Source organism: Variovorax sp. YR752 (assembly GCF_943372545.1).
In genome coordinates, this window is sequence record NZ_CALRZC010000054.1 from 1 (window position 1) to 18,127 (window position 18,127).

Genomic DNA, 18,127 nt, shown 5'->3' on the forward strand with positions numbered 1-18,127 from the left:
CGCAGGAACTGCATCTGCTCTACGCGCCGAGCCGTCAGTTGCCGCTGCGGGTGCAGGTGCTGGTCGACTTTCTGGCGCAGCGCGTGGCGGCGTTGCCGGGTGCGGCGAAAACGCCGCGGCGCTAGGCCGCCTTGCGGGCCGCGCTCTTCGCGCGTTTGGCGGCGGCAGGCTTGTGCGCGGTCTTGCGCGAGGCCGTCGTCTTTGCCGCCCGTTTCTTCGCTGCAGGCGGCGTGCGCTTGCCGCTGCGCAGGCTGCGCGCGAGCAGCTCGGTGAGGTCGATCACCTCGGCGCCGCCCTCCGGCGCCTCTTCTTCCGGCTGCACCACCGTCTCCGTGTCGCCCGCCTTGACCTTCTTCTCGACGATCTTCATAACGGCGTGCTTGAACTCGTCCTTGAACTCGTCGGGGTTCCACGGGCCCGACATGTCGCCGACCAGCTGCTCCGCCATCTTCATCTCGGCGGCCGACAGCTTCGCGGCCTTGATGCCGGCGGCCGGCAGGTCGAGCCCGTCGGCGTCCTTGATCTCGTCGCCCCAGCGCAGCAGGTTGAGCACCAGCACCTTGCCGAACGGAATCAGCAGCGCCAAGTGCTGCTTGGTGGCAATCACCACCTTGGCCAGTCCGACCTTGCCGGTCTTCACCAGCACCTCGCGCAGCAGCGCGTAGACCTTCTGGCCCTTGTTGATCGGCGCGAGGTAGTAGGGCCGCTCCAGGTACACGAAAGGGATTTCGCCGACATCGAGAAAGCGCTGGATCTCGATGGTCTGCGTGGTGCGCGGGTAGACGGCTTCGATTTCCTTGGGCGAGATCACGACGTACTTGCCGTCCTCGTACTCGAAGCCCTTCACGATCTGTTCGCGCGCAATCTCCTTGCCCGTGCGCTTGTTGATGCGCTTGTAGCCCACCGGGTCCATGCTGCGCTTGTCGAGCCAGTCGAAGTCGATGCCCTGTTCGGTGCTCGCGGTGTGCAGGCCCACGGGGATGTGGACCAGCCCGAAGGTGATGGCGCCTTTCCAGAGGGTTCTCGTGGCCATGGTGAGTCTCCTTGGTTATTTCTTGAAGCCGAGCCGCTTCATCGCCTCGCCCAGCGGCTGGCGCGTGGTCCAGTAGTCGGCCCACGGGTCTTCGGACTGGAACGACAGGTGCTCGCGCGCGGTGGCAATGGTCCAGTGCGCGCCGCTTTTGAGGCTGCCGAGGTCGTCCCAGCTCACGGGCATCGACACGCCCATGCCGGGCCGCGCGCGCGCCGAATAGGCGGCCACCGTGGTCGCGCCCACGCCATTGCGCAGGTAGTCGGCAAAGAGCTTGCCGACGCGGTTCGACGGCCCGCTCTTGGCCACGAACTTCGAAGGGATCACGTGTGCCATGTGCTGCACGATGGCGCGCGAGAAGGCCTTCACCGTGTCGTTGTCGTAGTGCATGCGCAGCGGCACGACCACGTGCAGGCCCTTGCCGCCGCTGGTCTTGAGCCATGACGCCAGCCCCAGTTCGGTGAGCAGCGTGCGCATCAGCAAGGCGGCTTCCTGCACATGCGCCCACGGCGTGCCTTCGCCGGGGTCGAGGTCGAAGATCATGCGGTTGGGCCGGTCGAAGTGCGTCGAGGTCGCGTTCGATGTGTGGAACTCGATCACGTTGAACTGCGCCGCGTTCAGCAAGGCTTCGCGCGTGCCGACCTCGAGCATCGACGGATGGCCGGGCCACAGGGCCGGGTCGAGTTGCTTCACGCCGGCGATGTTGACTTTTTCGGCGTGCTTCTGGAAGAAGATCTCGCCGCCCACGCCTTGAGGCCCGCGCACCAGCGCGCAAGGGCGGCCCTTCAGGTGCGGCAGCATGGGCTCGGCCACCGATTCGTAGTAGCGCACCAGGTCGAGCTTGGTGCGGCCCGACGCCGCATCGATCACGCGGTCGCCATGGCTCACAGTCACGCCGCCGACCGTGGACGCGGCCTTCTTCGAGGATGTCTTCATGGTCTTCGTTTTCTTCGAGGCAGGTGCGATGTCGCGAGGTTCTTCATGCACGATCTCCGAGGCCGGCTTGTCGTCGCGCATCGCCACGAACGACGCGTGGCGGATCTGCCCGTCTGGCGTCCATGCGGCAAAACGCACCTCGGCCACGAGCGTCGGCTTCACCCAGTGCCGCGTGCCGCCCGGCCGGCGGCGGCCGGGCTTGGCCTCACCGCCGGTGAACGGCGCGCGCTCGGTGTCCAACGCGGCGAGCTGGCGGCGGATGTCGCGCGCCTCATGGTCGTTCCAGCCGGTGCCGACACCGCCGACCGACACCAGCTCGCCGTTCTTCGCGTGCACGCCCAGCATCAGGCTGCCGATGCGCGTGGGGCTGTCGCTGCGCAGCGTGTAGCCGCACACCACGAACTCCTGGCGTCGCGTGCACTTGAGCTTGAGCCAGGTGTCGCTGCGGCGCGAGACATACGGCGCATCGGCGCGCTTGGCGATCACGCCTTCGAGGTTCATGCGGCAGGCCGATTGCAAGATCGAGTCGATGTCGGCCTCGAAGTCGTTGCTGAAGCGCAGGCGGCGCGTGGCGCGCGCGTCCATCAGCTGCTTGAGCAGGCGGCGGCGCTCGGCAAGCGGTGCGTGGCGCAGGTCGAAGCCTTCGAAGAAGGGCACGTCGAACAGGAACATCACGATGGGGTCGGCGCGTTCGCGGTCGAGTGCGTTCTGCAGCGCGTTGAAGTCGGGCGTGCCTTGCTTGTCGAGCACGACGATCTCGCCGTCGAGCCAGGCGTTGTCGATGCCCAGATGCTTCAGCTCGGCCACCAGCGGCGACAGCTTGGCGCTCCAGTCGTGGCCGCCGCGCGTGAGCAGGCGCGCCTTGCCCTTTTCGATGCGCGCCATGACGCGGTAGCCGTCGAACTTGATCTCGAAGCGCCAGTCGCCGGGTGCGCCTTCGGGCACGCCCGTGGCCAGGGTCGCGAGCTGCGGCGAGAGCTTGGCGGGCAGGCGCGCCTTCACCGCGCCGGTTGCGGGCACGGCGGGCGCAGCCTTGGCCTTGGTCTTCTTGCTCGCTGCGCGCCGGGGCGTGGGCGCACCGCCCACGCTGTCGGGCAGCGCAGAGACCACGTCGTACTCCGCATGCGAGCGCGCGAAGTCGTCGCGCTTCTTGAACAGCAGCCACGGCTCCTGCCGCTCGCCGCGTTTGGCGATCTTGATGAGTTCCCACAGCCCTTCGAGCTTCTCGCCGTGCAGCCGGAACGCGAGCTTGCCCGCGGCCAGGCCCTTGCGCGGATCGCCCACGGGCTCCCAGGTGCCGCGGTCCCACACGATGACTTCGCCCGCGCCGTAGTGGCCTTCAGGAATGGTGCCTTCGAAGCCGGCATACGACAGCGGATGGTCTTCCACATGCACGGCCATGCGCTTTTGCGCCGGGTCGAGGCTCGGGCCCTTCGGCACGGCCCATGACACCAGCACGCCGTCGAGTTCGAGCCGGAAGTCGTAGTGCAGCCGCCGCGCCGCGTGCTTCTGGATCACGAAGGAGGGCGCGTGCGGGCGAGGCTTGCCGCCCTCGGCGGGCTCGGTGGTGGCGGTGAAGTCGCGTTTGGCCTGGTAGGTCGCCAGGGGCGTGAGCGTGGACGTGTCGGAACGGGCCATGCCCTCAGGTGTGCCCGCTTTCGCGCCGCGCTGCATCCGCCAAGTGCCCGGTCTTCGTGTGGGCCAACGCCGCACGCGCGGGCGCGGGCCCGGCGGGTGCCAGACGGGTCCCACGCGCAGGCGCTGTGCCCTCCGACCGGCGCGCCGCGCGATCCGCAGAACATGGAGGCACTGCCGCCTTCACTCCGAACTCACCCCGAAGGAAGCAGCCATGTGAGCCCGTGTGCATCGCACCAAGGAGACCCCATGACTTCGAAGCAGACCCCCGACCCGAAGCCGGCGAGCCCGGACAAGAACCCGCCGGAGAAGTTTCCGTTTCCCACGTCCGAGAACCACGGCAATCCATCCGCCGAGACCGCCAAACCCACGGAGCAGCCGTCCAGCGAAGAAGCGCTCGACAGTGGCGTGGAAGAGTCGTTCCCGGCGAGCGACCCGGTGTCGGTCACCGTCACGAAGGTCAAGCTGCCTTCGGGTGACGCCGACAAGAGCAAGGCGGACCAGAAGGGCGACGCCTGAGGCCCCGATGGACCTGCGCCTGAACACCGTCATGGCCCGGACGTCCGCCATGCAATCGACCCCGCGCCGCGTCGTCACCTGGGACGTGCGCCCGCAGGGCTACTGCAGCGAACACGAGCACGCCACGCGTGCCAACTTTGCGCAGCGCCTGGCGGCGCTCCAGGGCTGGGAATTCGCGGGCGCATACGACGCCGCCCAGCCGCACTCGGCGCCGCTCTACTTCGTGCCGAGCGACACGCTCACCGATCCGCACCAGGCACGCGCCATGGGCATCGCCGGCGTGGACGACCTGTTCGGCGGCGTGGTGCCGCATGCCTTCGTTGCCACCAAGGCGATCACCCATCCGCTGATCGGCCCCGACGCCGTGCGGCCCCTGGGCTGGTCGGCGCGGCTCGCGGTGGAGATTGCCGATGCGGCCTTGCCCGGCTTCACCTGCTTCAGCCTCGACGAGGCGCGCGTCGCGGGGAGGGCGCTGCTCGACATCGGCCGGGTGCGCCTCAAGCCCGTCACCGCCACCGGCGGGCGAGGGCAGCAGGTGGTCGACAGCGTCGACGCGCTCGAACGCGGCCTCGACGCGATGGACGGCCGCGTGTTCGCCACCCACGGCCTCGTGCTGGAGACCAACCTCGAACAGCCCCACACCTACAGCGTCGGGCAGCTCATCGTGGCGCAGCGCATCGTCAGCTACTGCGGCGAACAGCGCCTCACGCGCAACAATGCCGGCGAAGAGGTCTACGGCGGCTCCGACCTGCAGCTGGTGCGCGGCGACTTCGATGCGCTGCTGGCCGTGGTCGATCCGCCGCCGCCGCTGCGCCGTGCGATCGAGCAGGCGCGCCGCTACCACCGCGCGGTGATCGACTGCTACCCGGACTTCTTTGCCTCGCGCGTGAACTACGACGTGGCGCAAGGCAAGGACGGCCGCGGCGACTGGCGTTCGGGCGTGCTGGAGCAGTCGTGGCGCGTCGGCGGCGCCACGGGCGCGGAGATCGCGGCGCTCGAAGCCTTTCACCAGGACCCGGCGTGCCAGCGCGTGCACGCGTCCTGCTTCGAGGTGTACGGCGCGGCCTCCGTGCCGGCGAACGCCATCATCACTTACCAGGGCAACGACCCCGAGACCGGGCCGCTGTGCAAATACACCGTGCTGAACACGACAACCACCCCGCATGCCGACACGCCATAGCTCCATCGACATTCCCGTCAACGGCCATCACATCGAAGGCACGCTGTTCGCCGCTTCCACCATGGTGCCGGGCGTGCTGCTGGTGCACGGCTGGGACGGCAGCCAGGAGCAGTACCTCAAGCGCGCGCACGAGATCGCCGCGCTCGGCTGCGTCTGTCTGACTTTCGACCTGCGCGGCCATGCGCGCCATGAAGGGCTGCGCCAGCAGGTGACGCGCGAAGACAACCTGCGCGACGTGCTCGCTGCCTACGACGCGCTGGTGGGCCACCCGACCGTCGACCCCGCGGCCGTTGCCATCGTCGGCAGCAGCTACGGCGGCTACCTGGCTGCGCTCGTCAGCGCGATGCGGCCGGTGCGCTGGCTCGCATTGCGCGCGCCCGCGCTGTACCGCGACGGCGAGTGGGACACGCCCAAGGGCTTGCTGAGCCGCTCCGACCTCGTGGCCTACCGCCGCACGCTGGTCGGGCCCGAGGACAACCGCGCGCTCAAGGCCTGCGCCGCCTTCACCGGCGACGTGCTTATCGTCGAATCGGAAGACGACCAGACCGTGCCGCACCCCGTGATCGAGAACTACCTCGCCGCCTTCAAGCGCGTGCGCTCGGCGACGTACCGCAAACTCACCGGCGCCGACCACGCGCTGTCGCGCCTGGAATCGCGCCAGGCCTACGGCGCGCTGCTCGTGTCGTGGATCACCGAGATGACGCTCGGCGCCAAGGCGACATCGACGCTCACCAAGCCGGTGTCGAGCAGCACGGCCTGAGGTGCGCAGGTGCTGTAGGCGGCCTCCTTCCCGAACATGCGCGCAAGTCCATCACCACGCGTCGCGGCGCGCGCGCCGAATTCCTTGCGCTACGTGAAGGAGACAAAGGTGATGGACTTCGAAGGCATCTACTGCTTCGATTCGGCCACGGTGCGATTCGCCGTGTACCCCGACGGTCCCGACGGTGCGCGCATCCTGGCGCAGATTTCGGAAGACGTGCTGCACGACGCGCTCGGCGCGCAGGAAATCGGCGAGCACACCGTGCATGCCTGCAAACGGCATTTCGACGTGATCGCGGCGGCGGCCGTGGCGCGGTTCCGGGCCGATCCGCGCGGGCCCATCGTGCTGGCCTGCGGCGACTTTCCGCGGATGAACGGATGGCGATAAAGGCCGGCTGCGATGCGAAAGTGCACAGGGCGTGCCGCGTGTTGTCGCGAGAAAGTTCTCGTGTGCTGGTACGTGTGATATTGGTTACAAACGCAACGCGTTCGGGTCGCATTTTCGGGGCCGCAACGCCCTAGACTGCGGCTCGTTTTGTGAGGAGCTTTGCCATGCCCATGGACTTTCTGGAGCGCATCGAAGACGCATCGTTCCCGATGGCGGTCCGCGACGAAGGCGACATCCACTGCGCGACCATGCTGGTCGCCGCCCATCTCATCGAAGCCGTGCTGCCTCCGGCCGCCAGCGGCACGGGCCGGCGCGTCGCCGTGGTTGTGCTCATCACGCCGCAAGGGCGCGCGGCGTTGCGGCTGCGAAGGGATGAGCTGCAGACCTGAGCGTGGGCGGGGGGCGAGTGAACTGACGTTAGAATCCGCGCCTGCTGCGGGTGTAGCTCAATGGCAGAGCTGTTGCTTCCCAAGCAACTGACGAGGGTTCGATTCCCTTCACCCGCTCCAGGCCCCATTCCTCGGCGTCCCTTGTGACCCCTGAAGCTTCTTGAAGACAAGAGGTTGCAGCGAAGGAAATTCCTGAAGAGGCCAGCGCGATGCCACCGCCGCCGGCGCTGTCCCCCACACCCGCCGACAAATCAATCGCTGCATTGACCGCACGCAAGTCGCGGTGCCTGCCTACATGGCTGCTCGCCCGCCGCGCGATGGTGACTTGACAGCACAGGACTTTTCCCGAAAGGAGTTCTCCATGCAGGCACTTCGCATCCCCAACGATCGGCGGACGCGTCTTCTGGCGGACGGGCTTCTCGCCATCAATTCCCACAGCCAGGAAATCCTTCACGGGCTCACCCATGAGGAGTCCCAGTTTCTGATGGACTTCGACGACAAGACGCCGGGTGACGCCACCACGCGCGAGCGGCGTTGCGAGCTGGCGCTGCGGCACGAACAGGCGCGGATGAGGCTCGCACGCGCAGACGACGAGGGCAGCGCGGACGAGGAGTTCAGGCTGCGCGTGGGGACGCGGTTCTGAGCCGCTGCCTCACCGCTCGCCTCACGCCACCGGCGGCAAGCGGCCCAGCAGTTTGTCGAGCGTGATCGGGTAGTTGCGCACGCGCACGCCGGTCGCGTGATAGACCGCATTGGCCACCGCGGCCGCCACGCCGCACATGCCCAATTCGCCCACGCCCTTGGCTTTCATCGGCGACGAGATCGGGTCGGTCTCGTCGAGGAAGATCACGTCCTGGTGCGGAATGTCGGCATGCACCGGCACCTCGTAGCCCGCGAGGTCGTGGTTGACGAAAAAGCCATGCCGCTTGTCGAGCGCCAGCTCTTCCATGAGCGCGCCGCCGACGCCCATCGTCATCGCGCCGATCACCTGGCTGCGCGCCGACTTGGGATTGAGGATGCGACCTGCGGCACACACGGCCAGCATGCGCCGCACGCGGATCTCGCCGGTGACGGCGTCGACGCCGACTTCCACGAAGTGCGCGCCGAAGGTGGACTGCTGGTACTTCTTGTCGAGGTCGCCGTACTCGATGCCGTCTTCTGCGATCAGGCCGTTCGCGCCCGCGGCTTCGGCCAACGGCACGGGGCGCCCGCCGGCATGCACCATGCCGTTCGAGAACTGTGCGTCGGCCGCCGCCACGCCCAGCTTGGCCGCGATGGCCTCGCGCAGCTTCATGCACGCGGCGTAGACGCCAGAGGTCGAGTTGTTCGCACCCCATTGCCCGCCGGAGCCGGCCGACACGGGGTAGGCCGAATCGCCGAGCCGCACCTGCACCTTGTCGAGCGTTACGCCCATGGTCTCGGCGGCGGTCTGCGCAATGATGGTGTAGGTGCCTGTGCCGATGTCGGTCATGTCGGTTTCCACCGTGACGATGCCGCGGCTGTCCAGCCGCACGCGCGCGGCCGATTTGGTCAGCAGGTTGTTGCGGAAGGCCGCGGCCACGCCCATGCCGACGAGCCAGCGTCCGTCGCGCTGCTGCGCGGGCAGCGCATTGCGCCGGTTCCAGCCGAAGCGCTCGGCGCCGATGCGCAGGCATTCGATCAAGCGGCGCTGGGAATACGGGCGCTCCGGCTTTTCCGGATCGACCTGCGTGTCGTTGCGCACGCGAAACTCGATCGGGTCGAGCTTGAGTTGTTCGGCCATCTCGTCCATGGCGATCTCCAGCGCCATCATCCCGGGCGCCTCGCCGGGCGCGCGCATGGCGTTGCCTTCGGGCAGGTCGAGCACGGCGAGCCGCGTGGTGGTCAGGCGGTTCGCGCCGGCGTACAGCAGCCGGGTCTGGTTGACGGCCGTCTCGGCCTGTCCACCGGGCAGGTCGCCCGACCAGCCTTCGTGCGCGATGGCGGTGATCTTGCCGTCGGGCGTGGCACCGATGCGGATGCGCTGGCGGGTGGCCGGCCGGTGCGTGGTGTTGTTCATCATCAGGGGCCGCTGCAGCGCGACCTTCACGGGCCGGCCGGCCTCGCGCGCGCCCAGTGCGGCCAGCAGCGCATCCGCGCGCACGAACAGCTTGCCACCGAAGCCGCCGCCGATGAAGGGCGAGACCAGCCGCACGTTCGCCTTCGGAATGCCGAGCGTCTTGGCGACGTCGCCGACGCCCCAGGCGATCATCTGGTTCGACGTCCAGATCGTGAGATTGTCGCCCTGCCACTGCGCAATGGAGGCGTGCGGTTCCATCATCGCGTGCGACTCGTCGGGCGTGGTGTACGTGGCATCGAGCCGCACGGGGGCGGCGGCGAACGCGCCGGGAAAATCGCCCGTCTTCGTTTCCGGCGGGCCCGCGAAGGGCGTGGGCTCGGGCAGCTTTGCTGCGCCCATTTCCGCCGCGAGGTCGAAGCGGCCGGGCGCGCGCGTGTAGTCGATGCGCACCAGCTGCGCGGCGGCACGCGCCTGCTCGAAGGTGTCGGCCACGACGAGCGCGACAGCCTGGTGGTAGTGGTCGATCTCGGGGCCGCCCAGCAGCTTGGCGGTGTTGAAGTCGCCCTTGCCGAGCGTGCCGGCATTGCGCGCGGTGACGATGGCGCGCACGCCCGGTGCCGCGCGCGCGGCATTCAGGTCCATCGACGCGATGCGGCCTTTGGCGATGCCGGCGCCGACCACATAGCCGTAGGCCGCCTGGGGCGCCTCGGCGTTGCGTTCGTAGGCGTAGCGCGCGGTGCCCGTGGTCTTGGCCGGGCCGTCGATGCGGTCGGTCGGCTTGCCGATGACCCTGAGCTGGTCGATGGGGTTGGTGGTGGCGGGGGTGTCGAATTTCATGGCTCAGCTCCTCGCTTGCAGCAGCGCCCCGGCCAGCGCGCGCTCGGCCAGTGGCACCTTGAAGGCGTTGTCGTGGGTCGGCTGCGCGCCGGCCAGCAGCTGCGCGGCCACGGCCTTCGCGCCTTGCGGCAGGGCCGCCTCCGCGGCCTCGACGCGCCACGGCTTGTGCGCCACGCCGCCCAGCGCCACGCGGCCCGAGCCGTCGCGCTGCACGATCGCCGCGACCGACACCAGCGCAAACGCATACGAGGCCCGGTCGCGGACCTTGCGATAGATGTGCGTGCCGCCGACGGGCCGGGGCAGCGTGACGCCGGTGATCAGCTCGTCGCGTTGCAGCACGGTCTCGATGTGCGGCGTGTCGCCGGGCAGGCGATGGAAGTCGGCGATCGGAATCACGCGGGCCTGCCCGTCGGGGCGCACGGTTTCGACCGCGGCGTCGAGCACGCGCATCGCCACCGCCATGTCGCTCGGGTTCGTCGCGATGCATGCGGCGCTGGTGCCGATCACCGCGTGCTGGCGCGTGATGCCGCCGATGGCGCTGCAGCCGCTGCCGGGCTGGCGCTTGTTGCAGGGCTGGTCGGTGTCGTAGAAGTAGGGGCAGCGCGTGCGCTGCAGCAGGTTGCCCGCCGTCGTCGCCTTGTTGCGCAACTGGCCCGAGGCGCCGGCCAGCAGCGCGCGCGACAGCACGCCGTAATCGCGCCGCACCCGCGCGTCGGCGGCCAGGTCGGTGTTGCGCACCAGCGCGCCGATGCGCAGGCCGCCTTCGGCCGTGGGCGCGATGGTGTCGAGCGCCAGGCCGTTCACATCGACGAGGTGCGTGGGCGCCTCGATCTGCAACTTCATCAGGTCCAGCAGGTTGGTGCCGCCCGCGATGAACTTGGCGCCGGGTTGGCGTGCGACGGCGGCTGCGGCCTGCGCGGGCGATTGCGCGCGCTCGTAGGTGAAGGGTTTCATGCCCGGCTCCCGGCCACTTCGGTGATGGCATCGACGATGTTGGAGTACGCGCCGCAGCGGCAGATGTTGCCGCTCATGCGCTCGCGCAGCTCGTCGGCCGAGAGCAGCGGCCGGGCATTGAGGTCGGCGCTCACGTGGCTCGGAATACCGCGCTTGACCTCGTCGATCACGCCCACCGCCGAGCAGATCTGGCCCGGCGTGCAGTAGCCGCACTGGTAGCCGTCGTGCTTCACGAAGGCCGCCTGCAGCGGGTGCATGTGCTGCGGCGTGCCGAGCCCTTCGATGGTTGTCACCTGGCCGCCGTCGTGCATCACGGCGAGCGTCAGGCAGGAATTGATGCGCCGGCCGTCGGCAATCACCGTGCAGGCGCCGCACTGGCCGTGGTCGCAGCCCTTCTTGGTGCCGGTCAGGTTCAGGTGTTCACGCAGCGCGTCGAGCAAGGTCGTTCGCGTGTCGAGCTGCAGCGCATGCGCTTGCCCGTTGACGGTCAGCGACAGCTTCATCAGGGGCCCGGCGGCGCTTGGGGGCGTGGCCTGCGCCGCTGCCGTGGCAGGCACGGCAGTCGAAACTGCCGCGGCGGTGGCGGCGCCGGCGATGAGGGCGCTGCGGCGCGAGATCAAGGGGGTCGTGGGACTGTCCATGTCGGCGGCTCCTTGGGGTCGAAGTTCTCGAATCGTGGGCTTGACCGTGCGGGGTATCACGCCGGGTCGGCACGCGCAGTAGGAGAAAGGAGGGTGTTACCGCCTGCGGGGTGCCCGGATTTTTGGGCCTGTAAGAAAGTAGCGCTCAGCGGGGCCGATGACCCGCTGCGTTGAGGGTTTGCCCGACACACGGCGAGGCCGTTCGGCCTACACTTTCTGCTTCAAAACCAGGAGCAACCCATGCCGATGGATTTCCTCAGGCGGATCGAAGATGAGACCTTCCCTCTGACGGTGACCGATCCCGTGGACATCCGAAACGCGGCCGTGCTCGTGGCCGCAGGCCTTGTCGAGGCCACCCTGCCGACCGAGTCGGACGAACCCGGCCTGGCGGGCGTCGTCGAGCGCATCACGCCGCTGGGCCGCGCTGAACTCCGGCGAATGCGCAACAAGCCGGCCTGAGGCTTACGGCGCGCGTGGCTGCCGCAACGCGCGCAGCGCCAGCAAAAAGGTCGCGGCATTCCAGCTTTGCCCGGCCATGCCCATCGGCGCCAGCGTGCGGCCGTGGAACCACTCGGTGAAGCGCCAGTCGTCCAGCGCGTTGACCTGGGCCAGCCGCACCAGTTCCGACCAGGCCAGTTCCCGCGCGCCCAGCTGGGCCAGCGCCATCACCCAGAAGCCGCCGACAAAGGGCCACAGGCCGCCGTTGTGGTACTGGTGCACGATGTTCTGCTGGTGGCGGCCCATGTAGGCCCGCCACAGCGGATGCTGGCGCGACAGCGGATGCAGCACCACGCGCACGGGGTAGGGCACGCTGGCATGCGCCTCGGTGAGCGTCTGGACGATGCGCTGCGCCATCGCCGCATCGGCCAGCCCGGCCTGGAGGGCCAGCACGTTGCCGAACACGTCGCCCTCGTCGCCGACCACGGCCAGGTTGACGAAGCTCAGGTACAGGCCCGGGTCGCGGCGGCCGCGCCGCGCGTAGTGCTGCAGCAGCCGCGCGCGGTGGTACTCGGGCAGGTCACGCTGGAACGGGTTGAACAGGTGGTTGAAGTGGTGCTTCGTGGCCTCGGCATGGTCCAGCGCATAGCGGTGCTTCACCTCGTACCAGAGCGCGTTGGTGTACAGCACGTAGCCTGAGCGCGGCATGATGTCGGCCCAGTCGCTGGCCTCGTTCTGCTGCAGCAGCCGGAAGTGCTGGTGCTCCTGCGCCAGCAGCCAGCCGATGGCGCGTTCCACCTCGCCGGACCAGTGCGACGGCCCGACCTGTCCGTGGCGGCGCACGTGGTCCACGGCAATCAGCCACCACAGCGTGGCGTCGATGCAGCCCAGGTACCAGAAGTCGGCGTCGCGGCCCTCGGGGTCGACGTACTTGGGAATCTGCCCGTTGGCCGCCTGGTGGGCGGCGAGCGCGTCGAGGCTGGCGACTGCGCCTTGCTCCAGCGCGGGCACGCCGCTGCCGCACATCGCGAGCACGCAGATGGCGGCGTCGCGTCCGAAGATGCGCGTGTAGCGCCGCGCCTCGGCCGCCTCGGTGCGGCTGGCCGCCAGGATGCCGTGCGGCGTCAGGTTGCGTTCCAGCAGCGCGAGCGATGCGTGCGCGCAGGTGTCGATCAGCGCGAGCGCCGGGGCGTCAGGTTCCTTCATGAGACATGTTTTTATCATCCGCCGCCGGGCAAGACCTACACGCAGCTGCGCCCCGACCCGACGAGCGCGCCCGCGAGGCGCGCCAGGATGAAGCCAGTCCTCTCAACTTTGAATAAAGGAGTCCGACATGGCAAAGGACCAGAACCTGTTTCATGCAGACACAGACGATGCGGCGCGCGACACCCTCCCGGGCGATGCGCTGTCCACCGACCACGTGGTCCACGTGCTGAACCATCTGCTCGAAGGCGCCCGCGACGACGCACACGTTTTCCGCGCCGGCGCGGACGAGGTGAGGGCGCGGCGCCACAAGGACGTGCTCGCCGCGCGCGCCGCGCAATGCCAGGCCGCGGCCAGTCAGCTGGTGGAACTCGTCATCACCTGCGGCGGCCAGCCGGCGGGCGGCGGCACGGCGCTGGGCGCGGTGCACCGCGGCTGGGCGCACGTGAAGGCGGCGGTGGGCGTGGCGGCCAGCGAGTCGTCGGTGCTCGACGCCTGCGAGCGCGCCGACGACGCGGCCGTGGCGCGCTACCGCGAGGCGCTGGCGCTGGCGCCTACCCATGGGTATCCGGCAGATCCTGCAGATGCAGGCCCACGATGCGCAACGCGGCCACGCGCAGGTGCGTCTGCTGCTCAATACCCTGCGCGCTTGTCGGCAGTCGCAGCTGTAGCTTGCTTCCTGCCTTCGCACGCGGAAAAATCCGTCGCCGGGTGCGCCTTCGGGCGCGCCCCTTCTCAAGCTCACCGGCCCTGCGGGCAGGCACAAGGAGACAGGCGACATGGACTTTGAAGGCATCTATTGTTTCGACACCGCGTCGGTGCGATTCGCGGTGTATCCCGACGGTCCGGAGGGCGCGCGCATCGTCGCGCAGATTTCCGAAGACACGCTGCACGACGCGTTCGGCGTGCGCGAGATCGGTGACGCGTTGATTGACGCCTGCAAGGCGCATTTCGACGTGCTCATGGCCGTCGCCATCGTGCGCTACCGGGCGGCCCCCCGGCAACCGATCGAGCTGATCCCCGACGACTTCGGCGTGCACGCCTGAGCGCGCACAGCAGCCCGGGGCACGGGCTGTTCTCCGACAAGCCGAGGCGGTCAAGGCCTTACCCACTGCCTGCATCGGGCTTGCATAACCTGGAAAGGCTGGAGGCGAACCGAAGTCGGTCCTCGAACAACCGTTCCACTGGCCTTCAACGGGAGCGCCGGTGCCAACGACAACGAACCATCCCCGCCAGGGCGAACGCGACGTCTACCTTTTCCGCGAGGGAACCCACGCCCGGCTGTACGACCTGCTCGGCTGCCACCTCAACGAGGAAGAGGGCGGTGCAGGTTTCGCGGTGTGGGCGCCGAATGCCGCGTCGGTCTCGGTGGTCGGCGACTGGAACGGTTGGTCGGGCGATGCCGATCCGCTCGCGCCCAGCCCGGACGGCTCGGGCATCTGGCACGGGCATGCGCCCGGTGCCGCATCCGGCCAAGCCTACAAATACCGCATCCGCTCGCACCACGGCAACTACACGGTCGACAAGGCCGACCCGGTGGCGTTCAGCGCGGAGCCGCCGCCCGCCACCGCCTCGCGCGTCTGCGACCTGGCCTACACCTGGAGCGACGACGAATGGATGGCGACACGCGGCCAGCGCAACGCGCTCGATGCGCCGCAGTCGGTCTACGAGGTGCACCTGGGCTCGTGGCAGCGTCAGGACGGCCAGTTTCTCGGCTACCGCGAAGTCGCGCACCGGCTGGCCGCCTATGTGAACCAGATGGGCTTCACGCACGTGGAGCTCATGCCCGTGACCGAGCACCCGTTCTACGGTTCGTGGGGCTACCAGACCACCGGCTACTTCGCGCCCACGGCGCGCTTCGGTTCGCCGCAGGACTTCATGTACCTCGTCGACCACCTGCACCAGCAGGGCATCGGCGTGCTGCTCGACTGGGTGCCTTCGCACTTTCCGACCGACGAGCACGGGCTCGGTTTCTTCGACGGCACGCACCTGTACGAGCATGCCGATCCACGCCAGGGCTTCCACCCGGAGTGGAACTCCAGCATCTTCAACTACGGCCGGCCCGAGGTGCGCAGCTTCCTCGTGTCGTCGGGGCTGTTCTGGCTCGACAAGTACCACCTCGACGGCCTGCGCGTGGACGCCGTGGCGTCGATGCTCTACCTCGACTACGCGCGCAGCCACGGCGAGTGGGTGCCCAACCACCACGGCGGGCGCGAGAACCTGGAGGCCATCGACTTCCTGCAGACGTTGAACCGCGCCGTGTACCGCGCGCACCCCGACACCGTCACCGTGGCCGAGGAGTCGACCGCGTGGCCGCGCGTCTCGCGCCCCACCGACATGGACGGCCTGGGCTTCGGCGAGAAATGGAACATGGGCTGGATGCACGACGCGCTGGTCTACATGAAGGAAGAGCCGGTCCATCGCAAGTACCACCACCACAAGCTGACCTTCTCGCTGGTGTACGCCTTCCACGAGAACTTCGTGCTGCCGCTCTCGCACGACGAAGTGGTGCACGGCAAGGGCTCGCTGCTCAACAAGATGCCCGGCGACAGCTGGCAGCAGTTTGCCAACCTGCGCGCGCTGTACGGCTTCATGTGGGCGCACCCGGGAAAGAAGCTGCTCTTCATGGGCGGCGAGTTCGGCCAGCGCCGCGAGTGGACGCACGACGGCGAACTGGAATGGTGGGTCTGCGAACAGGAAGGGCACGGCGGCCTGCAGCGCCTGGTGGCGCAGCTCAACCGCGTGTACCGCGGTGCGCCCGCGCTGCACCAGGTCGACTTCTCGTCGGCGGGGTTCGAGTGGGTGGCGGCCGACGACGCCGACACCAGCGTGTTCGCGTTCCTGCGCAAGGCCGGCGACGGCAGCCCGCCGCTGCTGGTGGTGAGCAACATGACGCCGGTGCCGCGCACCAACTACCTGCTGGGCGTGCCGCTCGGCGGCCACTGGCAGGAGGTGATCAACACCGACGCCACGGAATTCGGCGGCTCGGGCTGGGGCAACTTCGGCGGCGTCGATGCGGCGCCCGTGCGCTCCCACGGCCGCAGGCAATCGGTGTCCCTCACCTTGCCGCCCCTGTCCACGCTGATCCTGGAGCACGTTGCCCGATGAAGAACATCTTTTCGACCAAGCCCGCCGCAGCCGCCAACGACGGCGTCGACATCGCCTTGAACGACGGCGCCGTGCGCGCGGTCATCGATGCCGTGCTGCCGAGCGTGGACCACGGCCGCTTCGCCGTGAAGTGCGTGGCCGGCGAGCGCGTGCCGGTGCGCGCCCATTGCTTCACCGACGGCCACGACGTGGTGCGCGTGCAGCTGTGCTGGCGCGCGCATGATCAGCCCGCCTTTCGCGAAGTGCCGATGAAGCCGCTGGGCAACGACGTGTGGGAGGCCGCATTCTCGCCGCCGTCGCCGGGGCGCTATGTCTACACCGTCGTCGCGTGGGTCGACCCCTTCGAGTCGTGGCGCAGCGAGATGACGCGGCGCGTCGACCCCGACGACGTGCGCATTGCCGCGCAGGTCGGCGCGCTCGAAATCGCCGCCGCCGCATCGCGCGCCGAGGGTGCCGACCGCCTCGCCCTGCAGCGCTGGGCCACCGAGCTCGATGCCGTGGCGGCCAGCCCCGGGTCCGACCTGGTGTCGCTGAAGGCGCTGGCGCTGGACGACGAATACGCCGAACTGGCGCGACGCCATCCTGACCGCCAGCACGCGGTGCGCCATTCGGTCGAGTTGCCGCTGTTCGCCGACCGCGAGCGCGCGCGCTTCAGCACCTGGTACGAACTCTTTCCGCGTTCGACCGGCCCCGCGCCCGGCGTGCACGGCACCTTCAAGGACGTGGAGGCGCGCCTGCCGGCCATCGCCGCCATGGGCTTCGACGTGCTGTACTTTCCGCCGATCCACCCCATCGGCCGCGAGCAGCGCAAGGGGCCCAACAACGCACTGCAGGCCGGCCCCGACGACGTGGGCAGCCCCTGGGCCATCGGTGCGGCCGAAGGCGGGCACACGGCGATCCTGCCGGCGCTTGGCACGGCCGAAGACTTCCGCCACCTGGTGGCGCGCGCCGGGGAGCACGGCCTGGAGATTGCGCTGGACATCGCCTTCCAGTGCGCGCCCGACCACCCCTACGTGAAGGCGCACCCCGGCTGGTTCCGCTGGCGGCCCGACGGCACCGTGCAGTACGCGGAGAACCCGCCCAAGAAGTACCAGGACATCTACCCCTTCAACTTCGAGTGCGAGGACTGGCGCGGCCTGTGGGCCGAGCTCAAGCGCGTGATCGACCACTGGATCGGGGAGGGCGTGCGCATCTTCCGCGTCGACAACCCGCACACCAAGGCCTTCCCGTTCTGGGAGTGGGTCATCGGCGAGGTGAAGCGCGCGCACCCCGACGTGATCTTTCTGGCCGAGGCCTTCACGCGGCCGAAGGTGATGCACCGGCTCGCCAAGCTGGGCTTCTCGCAGAGCTACACCTACTTCACCTGGCGCAACACCAAGGAAGAGCTGCAGGCGTACTTCACCGAGCTCTCGACCGAGCCCGGCATCGACTACTTCCGTCCCAACGCCTGGCCCAACACGCCCGACATCCTGCACGAGCAGCTGCAGACCGGCGAGACCGCCGTCTACATGTCGCGCCTCGTGCTGGCCGCCACGCTCGCGGCCAACTACGGCCTCTACGGGCCGGCCTACGAACGGCGCGAGCACCTGCCGCGCAGCGCCGGCAGCGAGGAATACCTCGACTCCGAGAAGTACCAGCTGCGCCACCGGCCCGACGACGACCCGGACAGCCTCGAGCCCTTCATTGCGCAGGTGAACCGTATCCGCCGCGAGAACCCGGCGCTGCAGCGCGACCGCGGCCTGCGCTTCCTGCACATCGACAACGACCAATTGCTGGCCTATGCCAAGGCATCGCCCGACGGCGAGAACGTGATCGTCACCGTGGTCAACCTCGACCCACACCACGTGCAGACCGGCTGGGTCGGGTTGGAGCCCGCGAGCGTGGGCGTGAAGGACGGGCAGGCGTTCCAGATGCACGACCTGCTGAGCAACCAGCGCTTCACCTGGCAGGGCGACTGGCACTACATCCGGCTCGACCCCCGCAGCGTGCCCGCGCACATCTTCGTGGTGCGTCGCCGCCATGGCGACGAGCGCGACTTCGACTACTTTCTCTAAGTTCTCCAAGATCAGGAA

General features: G+C 68.9%; 17 protein-coding genes and 1 tRNA gene. 12 read left to right on the top strand and 6 right to left on the bottom strand.

The genetic code is table 11. The annotated features are described in order from the left end of the window. Nucleotides 1-121: 121 nt before the first annotated feature. Nucleotides 122-1,033 carry a Ku protein gene (locus tag AAG801_RS14935; protein ID WP_341889079.1) on the bottom strand — a complete coding sequence of 304 codons (912 nt, stop codon included), beginning with the start codon at nucleotides 1,031-1,033 and terminating at the stop codon, nucleotides 122-124. 15 nt (nucleotides 1,034-1,048) lie between these two features. Then, complete coding sequence (gene ligD / locus AAG801_RS14940) at nucleotides 1,049-3,604, bottom strand: DNA ligase D (RefSeq protein ID WP_101493767.1); 2,556 nt, start codon at nucleotides 3,602-3,604, stop codon at nucleotides 1,049-1,051. A gap of 246 nt (nucleotides 3,605-3,850) precedes the next feature. Between ligD and AAG801_RS14945 the strand changes: the two genes are divergently transcribed. From AAG801_RS14945 to AAG801_RS14975, 7 genes are all read left to right on the top strand, one after another. Then, nucleotides 3,851-4,120 carry a hypothetical protein gene (locus AAG801_RS14945; RefSeq protein ID WP_341889080.1) on the top strand — a complete coding sequence of 90 codons (270 nt, stop codon included), beginning with the start codon at nucleotides 3,851-3,853 and terminating at the stop codon, nucleotides 4,118-4,120. 7 nt (nucleotides 4,121-4,127) lie between these two features. Continuing rightward, on the top strand, nucleotides 4,128-5,300 hold the full coding sequence (locus tag AAG801_RS14950; protein ID WP_341889081.1) for a DUF3182 family protein: 1,173 nt from the start codon (nucleotides 4,128-4,130) through the stop codon (nucleotides 5,298-5,300). After that, nucleotides 5,284-6,060 carry an alpha/beta fold hydrolase gene (locus AAG801_RS14955; RefSeq protein WP_101493602.1) on the top strand — a complete coding sequence of 259 codons (777 nt, stop codon included), beginning with the start codon at nucleotides 5,284-5,286 and terminating at the stop codon, nucleotides 6,058-6,060. The genes AAG801_RS14950 and AAG801_RS14955 overlap by 17 nt, the downstream gene beginning before the upstream one ends. 111 nt (nucleotides 6,061-6,171) lie before the next feature. Then, nucleotides 6,172-6,447, top strand: coding sequence for a hypothetical protein (locus AAG801_RS14960; protein WP_180839082.1), 276 nt, complete (start codon nucleotides 6,172-6,174; stop codon nucleotides 6,445-6,447). 164 nt (nucleotides 6,448-6,611) lie between these two features. Next, nucleotides 6,612-6,836 (top strand): hypothetical protein, encoded by a 225-nt coding sequence (locus tag AAG801_RS14965; RefSeq protein ID WP_341889082.1) that lies wholly within the window; start codon nucleotides 6,612-6,614, stop codon nucleotides 6,834-6,836. A 46-nt stretch (nucleotides 6,837-6,882) separates the two neighbouring features. Then, nucleotides 6,883-6,956: transfer RNA gene (locus tag AAG801_RS14970), tRNA-Gly, on the top strand. A 241-nt stretch (nucleotides 6,957-7,197) separates the two neighbouring features. Next, nucleotides 7,198-7,479, top strand: coding sequence for a hypothetical protein (locus tag AAG801_RS14975; RefSeq protein WP_341889083.1), 282 nt, complete (start codon nucleotides 7,198-7,200; stop codon nucleotides 7,477-7,479). Nucleotides 7,480-7,500: 21 nt separating this feature from the next. Here the strand turns inward: AAG801_RS14975 and paoC are convergent, their stop codons facing one another. Genes paoC through paoA form a run of 3 tightly spaced genes read right to left on the bottom strand, consistent with a single transcriptional unit; the run spans nucleotide 7,501 to nucleotide 11,306 of the window. After that, entirely contained in the window at nucleotides 7,501-9,711 is a 2,211-nt protein-coding gene (gene paoC, locus AAG801_RS14980) for an aldehyde oxidoreductase molybdenum-binding subunit PaoC (protein WP_341889084.1), read from the bottom strand. A gap of 3 nt (nucleotides 9,712-9,714) precedes the next feature. After that, nucleotides 9,715-10,665, bottom strand: coding sequence for a xanthine dehydrogenase family protein subunit M (locus AAG801_RS14985; protein ID WP_341889085.1), 951 nt, complete (start codon nucleotides 10,663-10,665; stop codon nucleotides 9,715-9,717). Continuing rightward, nucleotides 10,662-11,306 carry an aldehyde dehydrogenase iron-sulfur subunit PaoA gene (gene paoA, locus AAG801_RS14990; RefSeq protein ID WP_101493936.1) on the bottom strand — a complete coding sequence of 215 codons (645 nt, stop codon included), beginning with the start codon at nucleotides 11,304-11,306 and terminating at the stop codon, nucleotides 10,662-10,664. The genes AAG801_RS14985 and paoA overlap by 4 nt, the downstream gene beginning before the upstream one ends. A gap of 240 nt (nucleotides 11,307-11,546) precedes the next feature. Here paoA and AAG801_RS14995 point away from each other — a divergent pair, with 240 nt between their 5' ends. After that, nucleotides 11,547-11,765, top strand: coding sequence for a hypothetical protein (locus tag AAG801_RS14995; protein WP_341889086.1), 219 nt, complete (start codon nucleotides 11,547-11,549; stop codon nucleotides 11,763-11,765). Between the two features lie 3 nt (nucleotides 11,766-11,768). Here AAG801_RS14995 and AAG801_RS15000 read toward each other — a convergent pair whose 3' ends face one another. After that, nucleotides 11,769-12,950: a glycoside hydrolase 100 family protein gene (locus tag AAG801_RS15000; RefSeq protein ID WP_341889087.1), complete on the bottom strand. Its 1,182-nt coding sequence runs from the start codon at nucleotides 12,948-12,950 to the stop codon at nucleotides 11,769-11,771. 127 nt (nucleotides 12,951-13,077) lie between these two features. Here AAG801_RS15000 and AAG801_RS15005 point away from each other — a divergent pair, with 127 nt between their 5' ends. The 4 genes from AAG801_RS15005 (at nucleotide 13,078) to AAG801_RS15020 (ending at nucleotide 18,109) form a co-directional block, all read left to right on the top strand. Continuing rightward, nucleotides 13,078-13,737 (top strand): PA2169 family four-helix-bundle protein, encoded by a 660-nt coding sequence (locus AAG801_RS15005; protein WP_341889088.1) that lies wholly within the window; start codon nucleotides 13,078-13,080, stop codon nucleotides 13,735-13,737. Further along, nucleotides 13,727-13,993, top strand: a complete 267-nt coding sequence (locus tag AAG801_RS15010) for a hypothetical protein (protein WP_192196355.1) — start codon at nucleotides 13,727-13,729, stop codon at nucleotides 13,991-13,993. The genes AAG801_RS15005 and AAG801_RS15010 overlap by 11 nt, the downstream gene beginning before the upstream one ends. 160 nt (nucleotides 13,994-14,153) lie before the next feature. Further along, a complete protein-coding gene (gene glgB / locus AAG801_RS15015) occupies nucleotides 14,154-16,055 on the top strand; it encodes a 1,4-alpha-glucan branching protein GlgB (RefSeq protein ID WP_341889089.1) in 1,902 nt (633 codons plus the stop codon). Continuing rightward, nucleotides 16,052-18,109 carry an alpha-1,4-glucan--maltose-1-phosphate maltosyltransferase gene (locus AAG801_RS15020; RefSeq protein WP_341889090.1) on the top strand — a complete coding sequence of 686 codons (2,058 nt, stop codon included), beginning with the start codon at nucleotides 16,052-16,054 and terminating at the stop codon, nucleotides 18,107-18,109. The genes glgB and AAG801_RS15020 overlap by 4 nt, the downstream gene beginning before the upstream one ends. Nucleotides 18,110-18,127: the final 18 nt, after the last annotated feature.